This window comes from Yersinia artesiana (assembly GCF_902726545.1).
GTDB classification, from domain to species: domain Bacteria; phylum Pseudomonadota; class Gammaproteobacteria; order Enterobacterales; family Enterobacteriaceae; genus Yersinia; species Yersinia artesiana.
In genome coordinates this window covers 1-13,541 of sequence record NZ_CACVAD010000025.1, presented here as the reverse complement: position 1 = coordinate 13,541, position 13,541 = coordinate 1, and the positions used below count along the sequence as shown (strand labels likewise).

Genomic DNA, 13,541 nt, shown 5'->3' with positions numbered 1-13,541 from the left:
TTGCTCCGGCAGACGCCATTCAATAGCACGGATAAAGTAGCAGTCTCCCCCCGTTTTCCTTATAGTGATTCGCTTATTCGCCCCAGGATCTGATGGTTTCTTACCGCCAATCCCCGGTTGTTACCAAGAGAAAAGAGTGTGCACCAGATATTTGAAATGCTACTGGCGGTATTTGATCGCGCCGCACTGATGCTAATTTGCCTGTTCTTCCTGACCCGCACCCATCTATTTCGTCAGTTATTGCAAAAAGAGAAACACACGCCGCTAGAATTAGCCGCCGTCACCGCTATCTTCTCGTTATTTGCTATTTTCGGCACCTATTCCGGTATCAATGTTGAAGGTTCTCTGGTTAACGTGCGGGTGATTGCCGTGATGTCCGGCGGTATTCTATTTGGCCCGTGGGTGGGGATTATTACTGGGCTTATTGCTGGCTCTCATCGTTATTTAATTGATATTGATGGTATTACCTCAGTCCCCTGTTTGATTACCAGTATTATCGCGGGTTTGATGTCGGGTTATATCAACCTGAAAATCAAAAAAGAGCGGCAATGGAGCATCGGTATTTTGGCCGGTATGATTTGCGAATCGCTGACCATGCTCTTGGTGGTTATCTGGGCCAAACCAACCGCATTGGGCATCGATATTGTGTCTAAAATCGCCATTCCAATGATTTTAGGAGCCGTCTGTATCGGGTTAATTGTGCTGCTAGTGCAGAGTGTCGAGGATGAAAAAGAGGTGATTGCGGCGCGACAGGCAAAGCTGGCGCTGGATATTGCCAATAAAACCTTACCCTATTTTCGCCATATCAACGGCGAGTCATTACGCAGTGTGTGTGAAATTATTCGCCATGATATCAAGGCCGATGCTGTTGCTATCACCGATACCCAGCATATTTTGGCATATGTCGGTGTCGGGGTAGAAACCTATAATATCGGCCATGAAATAATCAGTGACATTACCAAGGAAAGTATTCAGCGCGGTAAAATTACCATCCGTAATAATGATGAGGTCCACCGGACGCCGCAAATTCATTCGCTTATCATTATTCCCTTATGGGAAAAAGGCGAAGTGACCGGCTCGCTGAAAATCTATTATTGCCATGCCCATAAAATCACTTATTCACTCAAAGTGATGGCAGTAGGTTTGTCGCAAATTATCTCAACCCAAATTGAGGTTTCGCGTATTGAACAACTGCGCGAAATGGCGAATAAAGCGGAAATGCGGGCGCTACAAAGTAAAATTAACCCGCACTTTTTATTTAATGCTTTAAATGCTATTTCCTCATCAATTCGTATTAATCCAGATACCGCGCGTCAATTGATCATCAATCTATCGCGCTACCTGCGCTATAATCTTGAACTGAATGATGAACAAATTGATATTCGTAAAGAACTACATCAAATTCAAGACTATATTGCCATCGAACAGGCGCGATTTGGCAGCAAATTGACTGTCATTTATGATATTGACGACGATATTGCACTAAAAATCCCCAGCTTGTTGATCCAACCGCTGGTAGAGAATGCTATCGTGCATGGTATTCAGCCGTACCGAGGTAAAGGTGTGGTAGTTATTGCGGTTAAAGACTGTGGCGATCAGATAAAAATCTCGGTGAAAGACACCGGCAATGGGATCAACCAGGAAACCATTGAGCGCGTGGCAAATAACGAAATGCCCGGCAATAAAATCGGCTTACTGAATGTCCATCATCGAGTGAAATTACTCTATGGCGAGGGTTTACAGATACGCCGAATGGAACCGGGCACCGAGATTTCTTTTTATATCAGTAAAAATGGCGGCAAAGTCCATGCAGAACCCAGTATTTCAGCCGGAGCTTAACCCGTGAAAGCAATTATTGTCGAAGATGAATTTCTGGCTCAGGAAGAATTAAGTTACCTGATCCAGCAGCACAGTAATATCACCATCGAAGCCACCTTTGAAGATGGGTTGGACGTGCTTAAATATCTGCAAAATCATCAGGTTGATGCTATTTTTCTCGACATTAATATTCCATCGCTCGATGGCGTTTTACTGGCGCAAAATATCAGCAAATTTACCCATAAACCTTACATTATCTTTATTACTGCTTATAAAGAGCATGCGGTAGAAGCCTTTGAAATTGAAGCTTTTGACTATATTTTAAAGCCTTACCACGAATCGCGTATTGTCACTATGCTGCAAAAGCTGGAAGCCCTGTATAAACGTGATCGCCAAAATAAAGAACAAACCAACAGCCCCAGTCATCGCCCAACGGCCCATACCATCAATCTGATGAAAGATGAGCGCATCATTGTCACGGATATCAATGATATTTATTACGCAGCGGCGCAGGAAAAGGTCACGCTGGTTTACACTCGGCGCGAAGAATTTATCATGCCGATGAATATCACTGAATTTTGCAGTCGCCTGCCTGAAGAATACTTTTTCCGCTGTCACCGCTCTTATTGCGTGAATTTAGCCAAAATCCGCGAAATCGTGCCTTGGTTTAACAACACCTATATTCTGCGGCTCAGTGATTTGGATTTTGAAGTCCCGGTGAGCCGCAGCAAGATAAAAGAATTCAGGCAACTGATGCGCCTTTAAATGCATTTCATTCCTCCCCGAATGCAGCTCATTCCCCTTTCGATCTATTGCTATTAGCCCGCCCGTATACTGGTTTCATTCGGCGGGCTGATAACACCACAATACAAGATTTTCGGTGCTCCATCAGCGCGTAATTTTTAGGCTCCGACGCTATTGCTGACTACTATCCCGTCAGCAATAGCCCCCATTCGGGCCGTATGCATTGATGTTTAAGGAGTCCGGCATGAGCAGTAAACCGGTAAATCGTTGGCTAATTGTTGTTGGTACTATCATCGTTCAGATGGGTTTAGGCACCATCTATACCTGGAGCTTATTCAATCAGCCGCTGGGGGAAAAATTCAGTTGGTCACTCGGAGCGGTGGCAACCACGTTCTCTATCACCAGTTTCTCTCTGGCTATCGCCACCTTGTTTGCTGGCCGTCTGCAAGAGCGCATTGGCATTCGTAAACTGACGTTAATTTCCGGTATCATCCTCGGTTTGGGTTTGATTGCCAGCTCTTTTGCCACCTCGCTAGGAATGATTTATCTGCTGGCGGGGATTGTGGTTGGTTTTGCCGATGGCACCGCCTACATCACCACGCTGTCGAATCTGATCAAATGGTTCCCGGAACGTAAGGGCTTGATTTCAGGTATTTCTGTCGGGGCATTTGGTACCGGTAGCCTGCTGTTCAAATACGTGAATGCCAGTTTGATTGCCAATCAGGGGGTCTCACTGGCTTTCTTCTACTGGGGCATTATCGTGATGGTTTTGGTCGGGGCAGGTTCTTTCTTGTTGCGGGAAAAAGTAGTCGCACCGCAAACCACTGCCAACCTGCCATCAGCGCGCGCTGGTCGTGATTTCAGTGTCAAAGAGATGCTGGCAGTCAAAGAGTCTTACTTCCTGTTTATCATCTTCTTCACTGCATGTATGAGTGGCTTATATCTGATTGGTATCGTGAAGGATTTGGGCGTGCAGTTGGCGGGGATGGATTTGGCGACCGCAGCCAATACCGTGTCGGCCATCGCCATTTTTAACACTGCCGGACGTATTATTCTGGGGGCGCTATCCGATAAAGTGGGCCGCCTGCGAGTGATCAGCTTTACCTTGCTGGTGACCACTTTAGCCGTATCGGTGTTGAGTTTTGTCCCGCTGACTCATGCCCTGTTCTTCTTGTGTGTCGGTGCCATTGCTTTCTGTTTCGGCGGAAATATTACGGTGTTCCCAGCCATTGTGGGCGATTTCTTTGGCCTGAAAAACCATAGCAAAAACTATGGGGTTATCTATCAAGGGTTTGGTTTAGGTGCACTGGCAGGGTCATTTATTGCAGCACAACTGGGCGGATATCACGCAACCTTTATCGTTATTGCAGTGATGTCAGTGGTTTCTCTGTTGTTAACCCTGGTTATCAAACCGCCAAAAGGGGCGGCTACCGAGGCAGAAAACAGATCAACGGCTTCATCTGGGGTCACCGCCAGCAGCCACGCCTAATCATTATAAGTTGTAAAAAAGCAGAGCCTTGGCTCTCAGACTGCTGACAAACTCCAACGACTCGATCTTGCAAGGGGAGAACAGGTAGAAGAGTAAAGCGTCCGCGCCACGGATGGCGCGGCTCGAGCCCCCAGGGATGGGTTTACGGCGTCTTTACGATCTACCTGTTTTCACCGTTACGGGCACTTTGTCATTAACCTCAAGCAGAGCCTTGACTCTGCTTTTTCGTTTCAATCCGGTGATCTATGCAGTTTTAAGGATGAAGAGTATACCCTAACTTCTGACGTAAATAAGCCCCTGCGCCCAGCAAACCGGGTTGCTGGTGCGTGATCATATAGACCGGAATATCCTGTAAGAAATCTTTAAAACGCCCTTTATCTTCAAAAGCACCGCGGAAACCGGAAGCTTTAAAGAATTCCATAAAGCGCGGCACAATTCCGCCAGCGATATACACGCCGCCAAAAGTGCTGAGATTCAAGGCTAAATTACCGCCAAAGCGCCCCATAATCACGCAAAACAGTGATAATGCGCGGCGACAATCAGTACAACTGTCTGCCAAAGCGCGTTCAGTCACATCTTTCGGTGCCAGATTTTCGGGCAGACGACCATCGGAAATCACAATGGCCCGGTATAAATTGACCAGCCCTGGCCCGGAAAGTACCCGCTCGGCGGAAACGTGGCCCAGTTCCTGACGCAATACCGCCAAAATCCGGTCTTCTTCTTCGCTATTGGGCGCAAAATCCACATGCCCGCCTTCACCCGGCAAGCTTATCCAGCGGCTATCCACATTAACTAAATGTGCCACCCCTAACCCCGTCCCGGCACCATATACCGCCACCGGTTTGCCCGGCTGTGGCGATGTACCGCCAAATTGCAGCACATCGTGCTCAGACAACATGGGAATTGCCATTGATACAGCGGTGAAATCATTAATGATCTCTAAGTGCTCCAGTCCGAGGTTTTGTTGCATCGCCGCGATAGAGAACGCCCAAGTATGATTGGTCATTGCCACCCAATCACCGGTTATCGGGCAGGCAATAGCAATACAGGCATGCTCTACCGTGACCTTATGCTCTGATAAATATTGCTTAATGACAGCTTCCAGACTGTCGTAATCTAACCCTGAATATGTTTTTGCTTGTGATATTTCGCCCGTCGCCACAGCGCAAAGCGCCAAACGGGCATTAGTGCCGCCAACGTCACCCACCAGGGCATAGCTCGTCATCAGAAACTTCTCCGTTACAGATATTCTTAACTTCAACTATGCCCACTGTAAAATCAGGTTGGCGAAACAACAATCTCAATGCTGGAAACCGTTTCGCTTTGCGATAAAGATCACATAAAAACGTTTCAGCAGCGGTAAATTGCCGCTGCTGAAACAAGAAATCATAGTTCGTGATGAGCCAACTATTAGTATTAAATGAAGGGGAAACGTGCCGTTGGGGTCGTAACGGCGTAAGCCGTCGAAGTGCCCCTAGGTACGGTCAACCCTTCACTCACTGAGCCATAAATAGCTTTGTCATTAACTTCATATTAGTTTGAACCCCGCCCTTTATCGGCGGCTGGCGTTAAGACATCGGGCTGGCGTGAGCGGATAATTCGCGCCCGCAAACTATCATAAGCCCAGTTATAGAACATGGTGTAAGGCAGGAAGAACAAGAAGAAACCGATCTCCAATATAAACGCCTGTAACAGTGAAATCCCCAATACGAAAGCCGCAATCGGTAAACCAATCAGAATAAACCCGCCTTCAAAGCCCAACGCATGGAATACTCGCACACGCAGGGTTTTCGCGACCCGGTTCACCGGCCAGAAGTAGTCGAACAGACTGTTGTAAATGATGTTCCACAACATCGCCACAGAAGAGAGAAGAATGGCCAATGTGCCCATTTGTAATACGGAACGATCGAGTAACCATGCCCCGACTGGCGCACAAATTGCGACGGCAATCACTTCAAAACCAATGGCATGAATAACCCGCTCAAAAAATGATTTGCGCTGAACTTGCATAAAACACCCACTTAATTAATCAATAACACAATGTCGAAGGTGATTATCATCGTTTTTTAAGATAGATTAAAAATAGAACCCATCGATAAAATAGATAGATTATGCACTACTCTCCCGAAGCGCTGATTGCGTTTGTCGAAGCTGCCGCACTGGGATCATTCTCCGCTGCGGCCCGTAAACTACGCAAAAGCCAGTCAACCATCAGCACCGCCATCGCCAATCTGGAGGCCGATCTGGGGTTAACCTTATTTGACCGGCAAGCTCGTCAGCCGGTATTAACCGATCACGGACGGCGCGTGCTCTCTCATGTGCAAGAAATTCTGGCGGCCAGTGAGCGTCTGGATAATCTATCAATCCGGCTGGCGGGCCAGGTTGAAACCCGTCTGACGTTTGTCTTATCCGACACCTACCAGCCAACTCATCACGAGAGTTTGCTACGCCGCTTTGAGCAACGTTACCCCGATATCGAATTTGAGTGTTTGATTGCTGAAGATGATGATGTGATTGATTTGCTGCAACTGAGGCGGGCGCATATCGGCGTAGTGGAGGTACAACAACATTACCCGCCGGACATTGCCGCCAACCGATTAGCTGAGCAAAGCGAAATGGCGATATTTGTGCAACGCCATCATCCGTTGGCACAATTATCTCAGGTTCACCCGGAACAACTCGCCACCACTCGCCAACTCTGTCTCAACACCTATAACCGCACCGAGCGCAATCAGTCGCAGGGATTGATATGGTCAGCCCCCAGTTATTTAATGTTGATGGAGATGGCGGTGCAAGGCTTCGGTTGGGCGATTTTACCGCACTGGATGGTTGAGCAATACAGTGATAAAAAACTGGTTGCCTTGCCAATCGCAGGTTGGCCAAAAATGATCTCAATTGATGCAGTTTGGTCGAAAAAAAGCCCACCGGGGCCGGCAGGCTATTGGCTGTTGGATCAACTAACCGGTGCCATTAAACCGCAGCATTACGGGCCTGAATAGATTTGGCCACATTAACCATTAATTCAGGCATATCCATTGGTGGCAACATAACCTCAATAAATGCTAATTGCTGGCAATTTTCGATCTGTGTCAGTACCTGTTGCAGTTCATCCGCCTGCGTGACCCGGCAAGTCAATGAGGCTTTGTCTACAGCCAAAGCTTGGGGTAGCTGCGTCCAATCCCACTCGGCAATGTCGTTATAGGGTTGCTGTGGCCCATGAATAGCCCGCTCTACCGTGTAACCATGATTATTAAGCAGAAAAATAATAGGAGTTAAACCATCACGCAGCATCGACCCCAACTCTTGTATGGTGAGCTGCGCTGCGCCATCCCCTACCAGCAAAATTACTCTGCGCTGCGGTTGCGCCAATTGCGCGCCATAGGCTGCGGGTAAACTAAAACCAATTGATCCCCACAATGATTGGGTGACAAAGGTACAGCCAGAAGGCAGACGCAGTGTGGCGGCACCAAAACTGGAGGTGCCTTGATCTGTCACCACAATATCGTCCGACCGCAGGAAATGCTGGATGTGATACCAAAAAGCGTGCTGGCTAAGGAGATTATCGGACGGCAGCGCGGGTATAGGATGAGTGATGACCGGCTGCTGCCATTCTCCCTGTAAAGACAGGCATAACTCGTGTAGCGCATTGACGGCGGCCAGCATGGGGATTTGACTAAAAACCTGACGGCCAATCCGCACTTGTTCCGGCTGAACATCAATACAATTATCCTGAGTAATATGTTGGCTGAATCCGGCGGTAATGGTATCAACGAACCACACCCCGACGGTGATCAGCACATCGGCCTCTTCAATATATTCTCTGACGCTGGCATCACTGGCGGCTCCGGCATAAGTTCCAATGAACATCGGGTGAGTCTCGTCCAGCAAGCCTTTCCCCATCAGCAATGTCGAATGCGGTAGATTCACCTCTGCCAGCCAATGATTCAGTGCTGGTCGTGCGCCAAATCTATCGGCGAGAAAATCTGCCAACAGCGCCACCCGGTGCGCCGACTGCAATTTTTGACGGGCTGCCTCAATAAAAGCCTGTAATGAGGTCGGGGATAACATCGGTTGAGACAGTGCTAACGCCCCAGATTGGCTGGTTAACTCCGCCTCTCCCACATCAGAGGGGAGCTGTAAATAGACCGGACGCCGTTGATAAAGTGCCGCCACCAACAAGCGATCAATCTCAGACGCGGCATTTTCGGCAGTTAAGCTGGTATGCGCGCAAGCAACTTCTTTCGCCATCCGCGCGAAATGGTTGAAATCACCATCGCCAAATGAATGATGCAATAATTCACCCGCTTTTTGCGAGCGCAGCGCCGGAGTGCCGACAATATGAATGATAGGAAGATATTCAGCAAAGCTACCCGCGATACCATTAATAGCGCTTAACTCACCAACCCCTGTTGTGGTCAATAGCGCCGCCGCGGGCATGACTCGGGCATAGCCATCGGCCGCATAAGCCGCGTTAAGTTCATTCGCGCATCCCATCCATTGGATAACCGGATGGTTGATGACATGATCTAAAAAGTGAAGATTGAAATCACCAGGGACACCAAATAGATGCCTGATACCCACTTGTGCCAGTCGATCCAGTAAATAATCTGCTACCTTATAGTTGCTCGCCATCACTACCCGCCTCAATGCTTATTATTGTCAAATAAGTATTGAGCAAATCATCAATAAATCTAATGTTTTTTAAATTATTAATTAGCCCACATAGCAGAAGGTCTTGCTGACAGGCATTCTCCCCTGTCATCGGATGCAAACTCTGTGATCACGCCAGCGTTCGAAATCGGTGGAAACGCATACATTAAGGCATTGTTTACTTTCATCAATAAGGGACATCATGGTCTATCAGGCAGCGTCCTCCCGCTATCAGGAGATGGAGTATCACCGTTGTGGCCGCAGTGGATTAATGCTGCCAGCGATTTCTCTTGGCTTGTGGCATAACTTTGGTGACAGCACCTTGTATGAAAATAGCCGCAACCTGATTCATCGTGCTTTTGATCATGGTATTACCCATTTTGATTTAGCCAATAACTATGGCCCACCGCCCGGTTCCGCCGAACTGAATTTTGGCCGAATCTTGCAACAAGATTTGCGCCCTTATCGCGATGAACTGATTATTTCGTCCAAAGCGGGTTACACCATGTGGCCCGGCCCTTATGGTGATTGGGGTTCCAAAAAGTATCTGGTCGCCAGCATTAATCAAAGCTTACAGCGGATGGGGCTGGATTATGTTGATATTTTCTATCATCACCGCCCAGACCCTAATACCCCATTGGAAGAGACGATGGCTGCGCTGGATTTACTGGTGCGCCAAGGCAAAGCTTTATATGTCGGCTTGTCCAACTATCCAGCAGCACAAACACGTCAGGCCTGCGAAATTCTGGCACAACTCGGTACGCCCTGTTTGATTCATCAACCCAAATACTCCTTGTTTGAGCGTTGGATTGAGGCAGACCTGCAAGATACGTTGGACGAGTATGGTGTTGGATCTATTGCTTTCTCACCACTGGCGGGCGGTTTATTAACTGATCGCTATTTGGCCGGCATCCCATTGGACTCACGGGCAGCCAGTGACAGTAAGTTCCTGAATCCTGAGCAACTTTCAGCGGAAAAACTGGCAAAGGTTCGCCAATTGAATGAACTGGCGCTTGATCGAGGGCAGAAGTTGTCGCAAATGTCTTTAGCGTGGGTATTGCGGGGCGGGCGAGTGACGTCAGCACTGATCGGGGCCAGCAAAATCAGTCAAATTGATGATGCTGTCGGTATGTTGGCCAATACCGAATTCAGTGATGCAGAAATAAAAATCATTGAGAATATCTTGATGTAAACGTTCTCTTTTTAAGTATTCAACAGGGGGCTAATGCTCCCTGTCGCGACCGATTACCTCTCCTCACAGATAAATCCTAAAACCTATATTTACAGTTTTATCCGAATCCCTGTGGCTGACTTACTGTTTAAGATAGCGTCATAGCCTGTAAGGCCAGACAAGGATAAATAATGTTAAAAACGGCCATGTTTAAATCAACAATGTTAAAGCTAAGCGTAGTGCGACCAAGAAGGATAAAACCTCTGTTGCTGATAACTATCTTAGCCTGGTTCCCGCTTATCCCGATGGCCAATGCCGAGAGTATTGAGTTGCTACCCAGTGTTTCGCTACAGATTGGCGAGCAAGACCGCAGTGGTAATTATTGGGATGGTTATGACTGGCGTGATCGTCAATGGTGGCAAAATCATCAAGGCCGAGATTTAGGTGAGCGGAATCGTCATGGTCATTACTGGGATGGTCACCGCTGGCAACACAAAGATTGGTGGAAAAAGAACTACTACTATCGTGATGGACACTACTGGAAATATGACAAGCATCATAAAAAACAGAGTAAAAAACATCATCACGGCAAAGGTCATGACCATCATCATGACTAAATGAGAATACTCAGGCGAGTTTTTGTCCTTAACTCGCCTTATTGATAAATTAAAGCAGGCTTATTAGTAAGTAAGCATTCAATCCAATCACCACCAGTACAATCAGTTTTCCCAAAATCTGAATTAATTTTGAGTTAACCATATCCCCCATCAATTCTTTATTGCCGGTAAAGGCCAGCAATGGCACTAGCGCCAAAGCAATACCGAAACTCAGCAATACCTGACTCATCACCAATATGCGTGTGGCATCCATTCCCATCAAAATGACAATAAAGGAAGGCAGCATAGTTACTGTTCGGCGCACCCAAATGGGAATGTAAAACCGCACAAAACCCTGCATAACCACTTGTCCGGCCAAGGTTCCGACCACGGTTGATGACAGCCCTGCGGCAACTAAACTCAAACCAAAAATGGTCGCGGCGGCATTACCCAGCAAGGGTTGTAATGTTAAATAAGCTTGTTCAATTTCCGCAATGCTGCCATAGCCGTTGAAATGGAAAGCGGCAGCTGCCGTCGCCATCATCGCCAAATTGACAAAACCCGCAATCGTCATGGCAATGGCTACATCCAATTTGGTCGAGGCGTAACGATCCGCTTTAGAGTTTTCGCCGGCGGTTTGCGTTAATGATGAATGCAGATAGATTACGTGCGGCATTATTGTTGCGCCCAATACCCCGGCGGCTAAAAATACTGCATCGCGGTTAGGGAGATCCGGGATTAACATCCCACGGCCTAAGGCTGCTATCTCTGGTCGTGAGAAGACAAGTTCCACAATATAAGCTGCGGCGACAAACAACAGCAGGCCACCAATTACTAGCTCTAATGGCTTTTGCCCGCGCTTTTGCAGCATCAATATAAGGAAGGTCGCGATGCCTGTAAGTATCGCCCCCTCAAGCAGGGTCACACCCAAGAGCAATTTGAACCCAATCGCCGCCCCAATAAACTCAGCCAGGTCTGTCGCCATCGCAATGATTTCGGCTTGCACCCAGTAAGCCCATACCGCAGGGCGAGGAAAGCGGTCACGAATATGTTCAGCCAGATTTTTGCCAGTAGCAATACCGAGCTTGGCGGAAAGCAGTTGGATAAGCATGGCCATAAAATTGGCCCAAACCACGACCCATAATAAGGTATAACCAAAGGAAGCACCGGCCTGAATATTGGTGGCAAAATTACCGGGATCGATATAGCCGATAGCCGCGATAAAAGCAGGCCCCATCAGGGAGAGTTTGATCCTCCTTGATGTACGGGGGGGCGTATCGACAACACGACTATTCAACATTCAGTATTACCTTTGGAAAATTTACGGCTACTTTCTTATCTTTAATAATATCTAAATGATAATAGTTATCAAGCGCATTTGTGGCGGTGAAACTTATCTCTCTGATAGCTAATACCGCATAATTTGTCGTGCCGTCATCGTCAGTGTTGGTTTCTGAAAAATTGAGTTAAAAGCTGCATCGCAATTTTTGAGACTGGACGCTACAATTGCCCAAATTAGCATATCTACACTATCTTTGTAGCATATTATTAACATCCTGTTTTTTGTGATCAACCCCGCTAATTTGTTTGCATTTATGAAAGTGAATTTCTATATTTGCAGACTACATCTCGTTTTTAATGTAGCCGTTACATAAAATGTCCACCAAAACCTAGCCTGCCTCTAATTTGGAGCACACATGTCCCATATTCTACAGTTTGCGTTGGCCTTAGTCGTAGTGGCCATACTCGCTCTAGTGATCTGTAAGGATCGTAAAAGCATCCGCATTCGGTTTGTTATTCAATTGTTGGTTATTGAGGTGCTGTTAGCGTACTTCTTCCTCCACTCGGAAGTTGGATTAGGTTTTGTGAAAGGATTCGCCGGCTTATTCGACAAATTGCTTGGATTTGCCGCTACCGGTACCGACTTTGTCTTCGGCAATATGGGGGATAAAGGTCTCGCGTTCTTCTTCCTAAGAGTGCTGTGCCCTATCGTCTTTATTTCTGCCCTGATTGGTATTCTGCAATACATTAAAGTTCTGCCGGTCATTATTCGTCTGATTGGTACTTTACTGTCCAAAATTAACGGTATGGGTAAGCTGGAATCATTCAACGCAGTCAGTTCACTGATTCTGGGCCAGTCTGAAAACTTCATCGCCTATAAAGATATTTTGGGCAAAATGTCTGAAAAGCGCATGTACACCATGGCAGCAACGGCAATGTCGACGGTTTCGATGTCGATAGTCGGTGCTTATATGTCAATGCTGGACGCGAAATTCGTGGTTGCAGCACTGGTGCTTAACATGTTCAGTACCTTTATCGTGTTGTCGCTAATCAACCCATATAAAGCTGAAGATGAAGAAGAGTTACAACTGAGCAACCTGCACGAAGGACAAAGCTTCTTTGAAATGCTGGGTGAATACATCCTGGCTGGTTTTAAAGTTGCCATTATCGTTGCGGCAATGCTAATTGGTTTCATTGCATTGATTGCTGCGATGAATGCTCTGTTCAGTCTGCTGTTTGGTATTAGCTTCCAGGGTATTCTGGGCTATGTCTTCTTCCCGTTTGCCTGGGTAATGGGCATCCCTGCTCATGAAGCCTTGCAAGTTGGCGGTATCATGGCAACCAAACTGGTTTCAAATGAATTTGTGGCAATGATGGACTTACAGAAAGTGGCATCAGAATTGTCACCACGCAGTGTAGGTATTCTGTCCGTATTCCTGGTTTCATTCGCTAACTTCTCTTCCATCGGTATCGTAGCCGGTGCGATTAAAGGCCTGAATGAACATCAAGGTAACGTCGTTTCTCGTTTTGGTTTGAAACTGCTGTACGGCTCTACACTGGTCAGTGTGCTGTCCGCTTCTATCGCGGGCCTGGTGCTCTAAGTATCAGAAAAAACTCCTTAAAGAGGCGCTACGGCGCCTTTTTTTATGCCTGCGATTCACAGATGGGTTATTTGTTTAGGGAATAAGTTTTAGGAAGTTAAAGCCGAGTTTATGGGTATATAAGACAGGTATATAGGGAATGGTATTCAGGTGTCGGTATTGGAGTGTTGGGGTGTTGGGGTGTTGGGGTG

The 13,541-nt window shown here is 47.2% G+C and carries 11 protein-coding genes; 7 read left to right on the top strand and 4 right to left on the bottom strand.

Features of this window, described 5'->3' with window-relative positions; all coding sequences use genetic code 11:
* Positions 1–138: 138 nt before the first annotated feature.
* From HU019_RS10375 to HU019_RS10365, 3 genes are all read left to right on the top strand, one after another.
* On the top strand, positions 139–1,839 hold the full coding sequence (locus HU019_RS10375; protein WP_174849643.1) for a sensor histidine kinase: 1,701 nt from the start codon (positions 139–141) through the stop codon (positions 1,837–1,839).
* 3 nt (positions 1,840–1,842) lie between these two features.
* On the top strand, positions 1,843–2,583 hold the full coding sequence (locus HU019_RS10370) for a LytR/AlgR family response regulator transcription factor (protein WP_174849644.1): 741 nt from the start codon (positions 1,843–1,845) through the stop codon (positions 2,581–2,583).
* A gap of 223 nt (positions 2,584–2,806) precedes the next feature.
* Entirely contained in the window at positions 2,807–4,051 is a 1,245-nt protein-coding gene (locus tag HU019_RS10365; protein WP_174849645.1) for an L-lactate MFS transporter, read from the top strand.
* Positions 4,052–4,304: 253 nt separating this feature from the next.
* Here the strand turns inward: HU019_RS10365 and glk are convergent, their stop codons facing one another.
* Together glk and HU019_RS10355 are read right to left on the bottom strand one after the other, a co-directional pair.
* Entirely contained in the window at positions 4,305–5,276 is a 972-nt protein-coding gene (gene glk / locus HU019_RS10360) for a glucokinase (RefSeq protein WP_174849646.1), read from the bottom strand.
* A gap of 308 nt (positions 5,277–5,584) precedes the next feature.
* A complete protein-coding gene (locus tag HU019_RS10355) occupies positions 5,585–6,061 on the bottom strand; it encodes a multidrug/biocide efflux PACE transporter (RefSeq protein WP_174849647.1) in 477 nt (158 codons plus the stop codon).
* A 101-nt stretch (positions 6,062–6,162) separates the two neighbouring features.
* On the opposite strand from HU019_RS10355, the gene HU019_RS10350 reads away from it, so the two are divergent.
* The gene (locus HU019_RS10350; protein WP_174849648.1) at positions 6,163–7,050 is read left to right on the top strand and encodes a LysR family transcriptional regulator; all 888 of its coding nucleotides are present in this window, start codon (positions 6,163–6,165) and stop codon (positions 7,048–7,050) included.
* On the opposite strand, the gene HU019_RS10345 is transcribed toward HU019_RS10350, so the two are convergent.
* Complete coding sequence (locus HU019_RS10345) at positions 7,022–8,683, bottom strand: alpha-keto acid decarboxylase family protein (protein ID WP_174849649.1); 1,662 nt, start codon at positions 8,681–8,683, stop codon at positions 7,022–7,024. The two genes, HU019_RS10350 and HU019_RS10345, sit on opposite strands and share 29 nt — an antisense overlap.
* Before the next feature lie 220 nt (positions 8,684–8,903).
* Between HU019_RS10345 and HU019_RS10340 the strand changes: the two genes are divergently transcribed.
* Together HU019_RS10340 and HU019_RS10335 are read left to right on the top strand one after the other, a co-directional pair.
* Entirely contained in the window at positions 8,904–9,893 is a 990-nt protein-coding gene (locus tag HU019_RS10340) for an aldo/keto reductase (protein WP_174849650.1), read from the top strand.
* A 170-nt stretch (positions 9,894–10,063) separates the two neighbouring features.
* Complete coding sequence (locus tag HU019_RS10335) at positions 10,064–10,489, top strand: DUF2502 domain-containing protein (protein WP_174849651.1); 426 nt, start codon at positions 10,064–10,066, stop codon at positions 10,487–10,489.
* Positions 10,490–10,538: 49 nt separating this feature from the next.
* Here the strand turns inward: HU019_RS10335 and HU019_RS10330 are convergent, their stop codons facing one another.
* Entirely contained in the window at positions 10,539–11,768 is a 1,230-nt protein-coding gene (locus HU019_RS10330; protein WP_174849652.1) for an Nramp family divalent metal transporter, read from the bottom strand.
* 397 nt (positions 11,769–12,165) lie between these two features.
* On the opposite strand from HU019_RS10330, the gene HU019_RS10325 reads away from it, so the two are divergent.
* Positions 12,166–13,350, top strand: coding sequence for a NupC/NupG family nucleoside CNT transporter (locus tag HU019_RS10325; RefSeq protein WP_174849653.1), 1,185 nt, complete (start codon positions 12,166–12,168; stop codon positions 13,348–13,350).
* Positions 13,351–13,541 lie beyond the last annotated feature (191 nt).

Bases quoted from the DNA above. Each gene is read 5' to 3' on its own strand.
- HU019_RS10330 (WP_174849652.1), bottom strand. From the start codon at position 11,768: ATGTTGAATAGTCGTGTTGTCGATACGCCCCCCCGTACATCAAGGAGG.
- HU019_RS10345 (WP_174849649.1), bottom strand. From the start codon at position 8,683: ATGGCGAGCAACTATAAGGTAGCAGATTATTTACTGGATCGACTGGCA.
- HU019_RS10350 (WP_174849648.1), top strand. From the start codon at position 6,163: ATGCACTACTCTCCCGAAGCGCTGATTGCGTTTGTCGAAGCTGCCGCA.
- HU019_RS10365 (WP_174849645.1), top strand. From the start codon at position 2,807: ATGAGCAGTAAACCGGTAAATCGTTGGCTAATTGTTGTTGGTACTATC.
- HU019_RS10335 (WP_174849651.1), top strand. From the start codon at position 10,064: ATGTTAAAAACGGCCATGTTTAAATCAACAATGTTAAAGCTAAGCGTA.
- HU019_RS10340 (WP_174849650.1), top strand. From the start codon at position 8,904: ATGGTCTATCAGGCAGCGTCCTCCCGCTATCAGGAGATGGAGTATCAC.
- HU019_RS10355 (WP_174849647.1), bottom strand. From the start codon at position 6,061: ATGCAAGTTCAGCGCAAATCATTTTTTGAGCGGGTTATTCATGCCATT.
- HU019_RS10325 (WP_174849653.1), top strand. From the start codon at position 12,166: ATGTCCCATATTCTACAGTTTGCGTTGGCCTTAGTCGTAGTGGCCATA.
- glk (WP_174849646.1), bottom strand. From the start codon at position 5,276: ATGACGAGCTATGCCCTGGTGGGTGACGTTGGCGGCACTAATGCCCGT.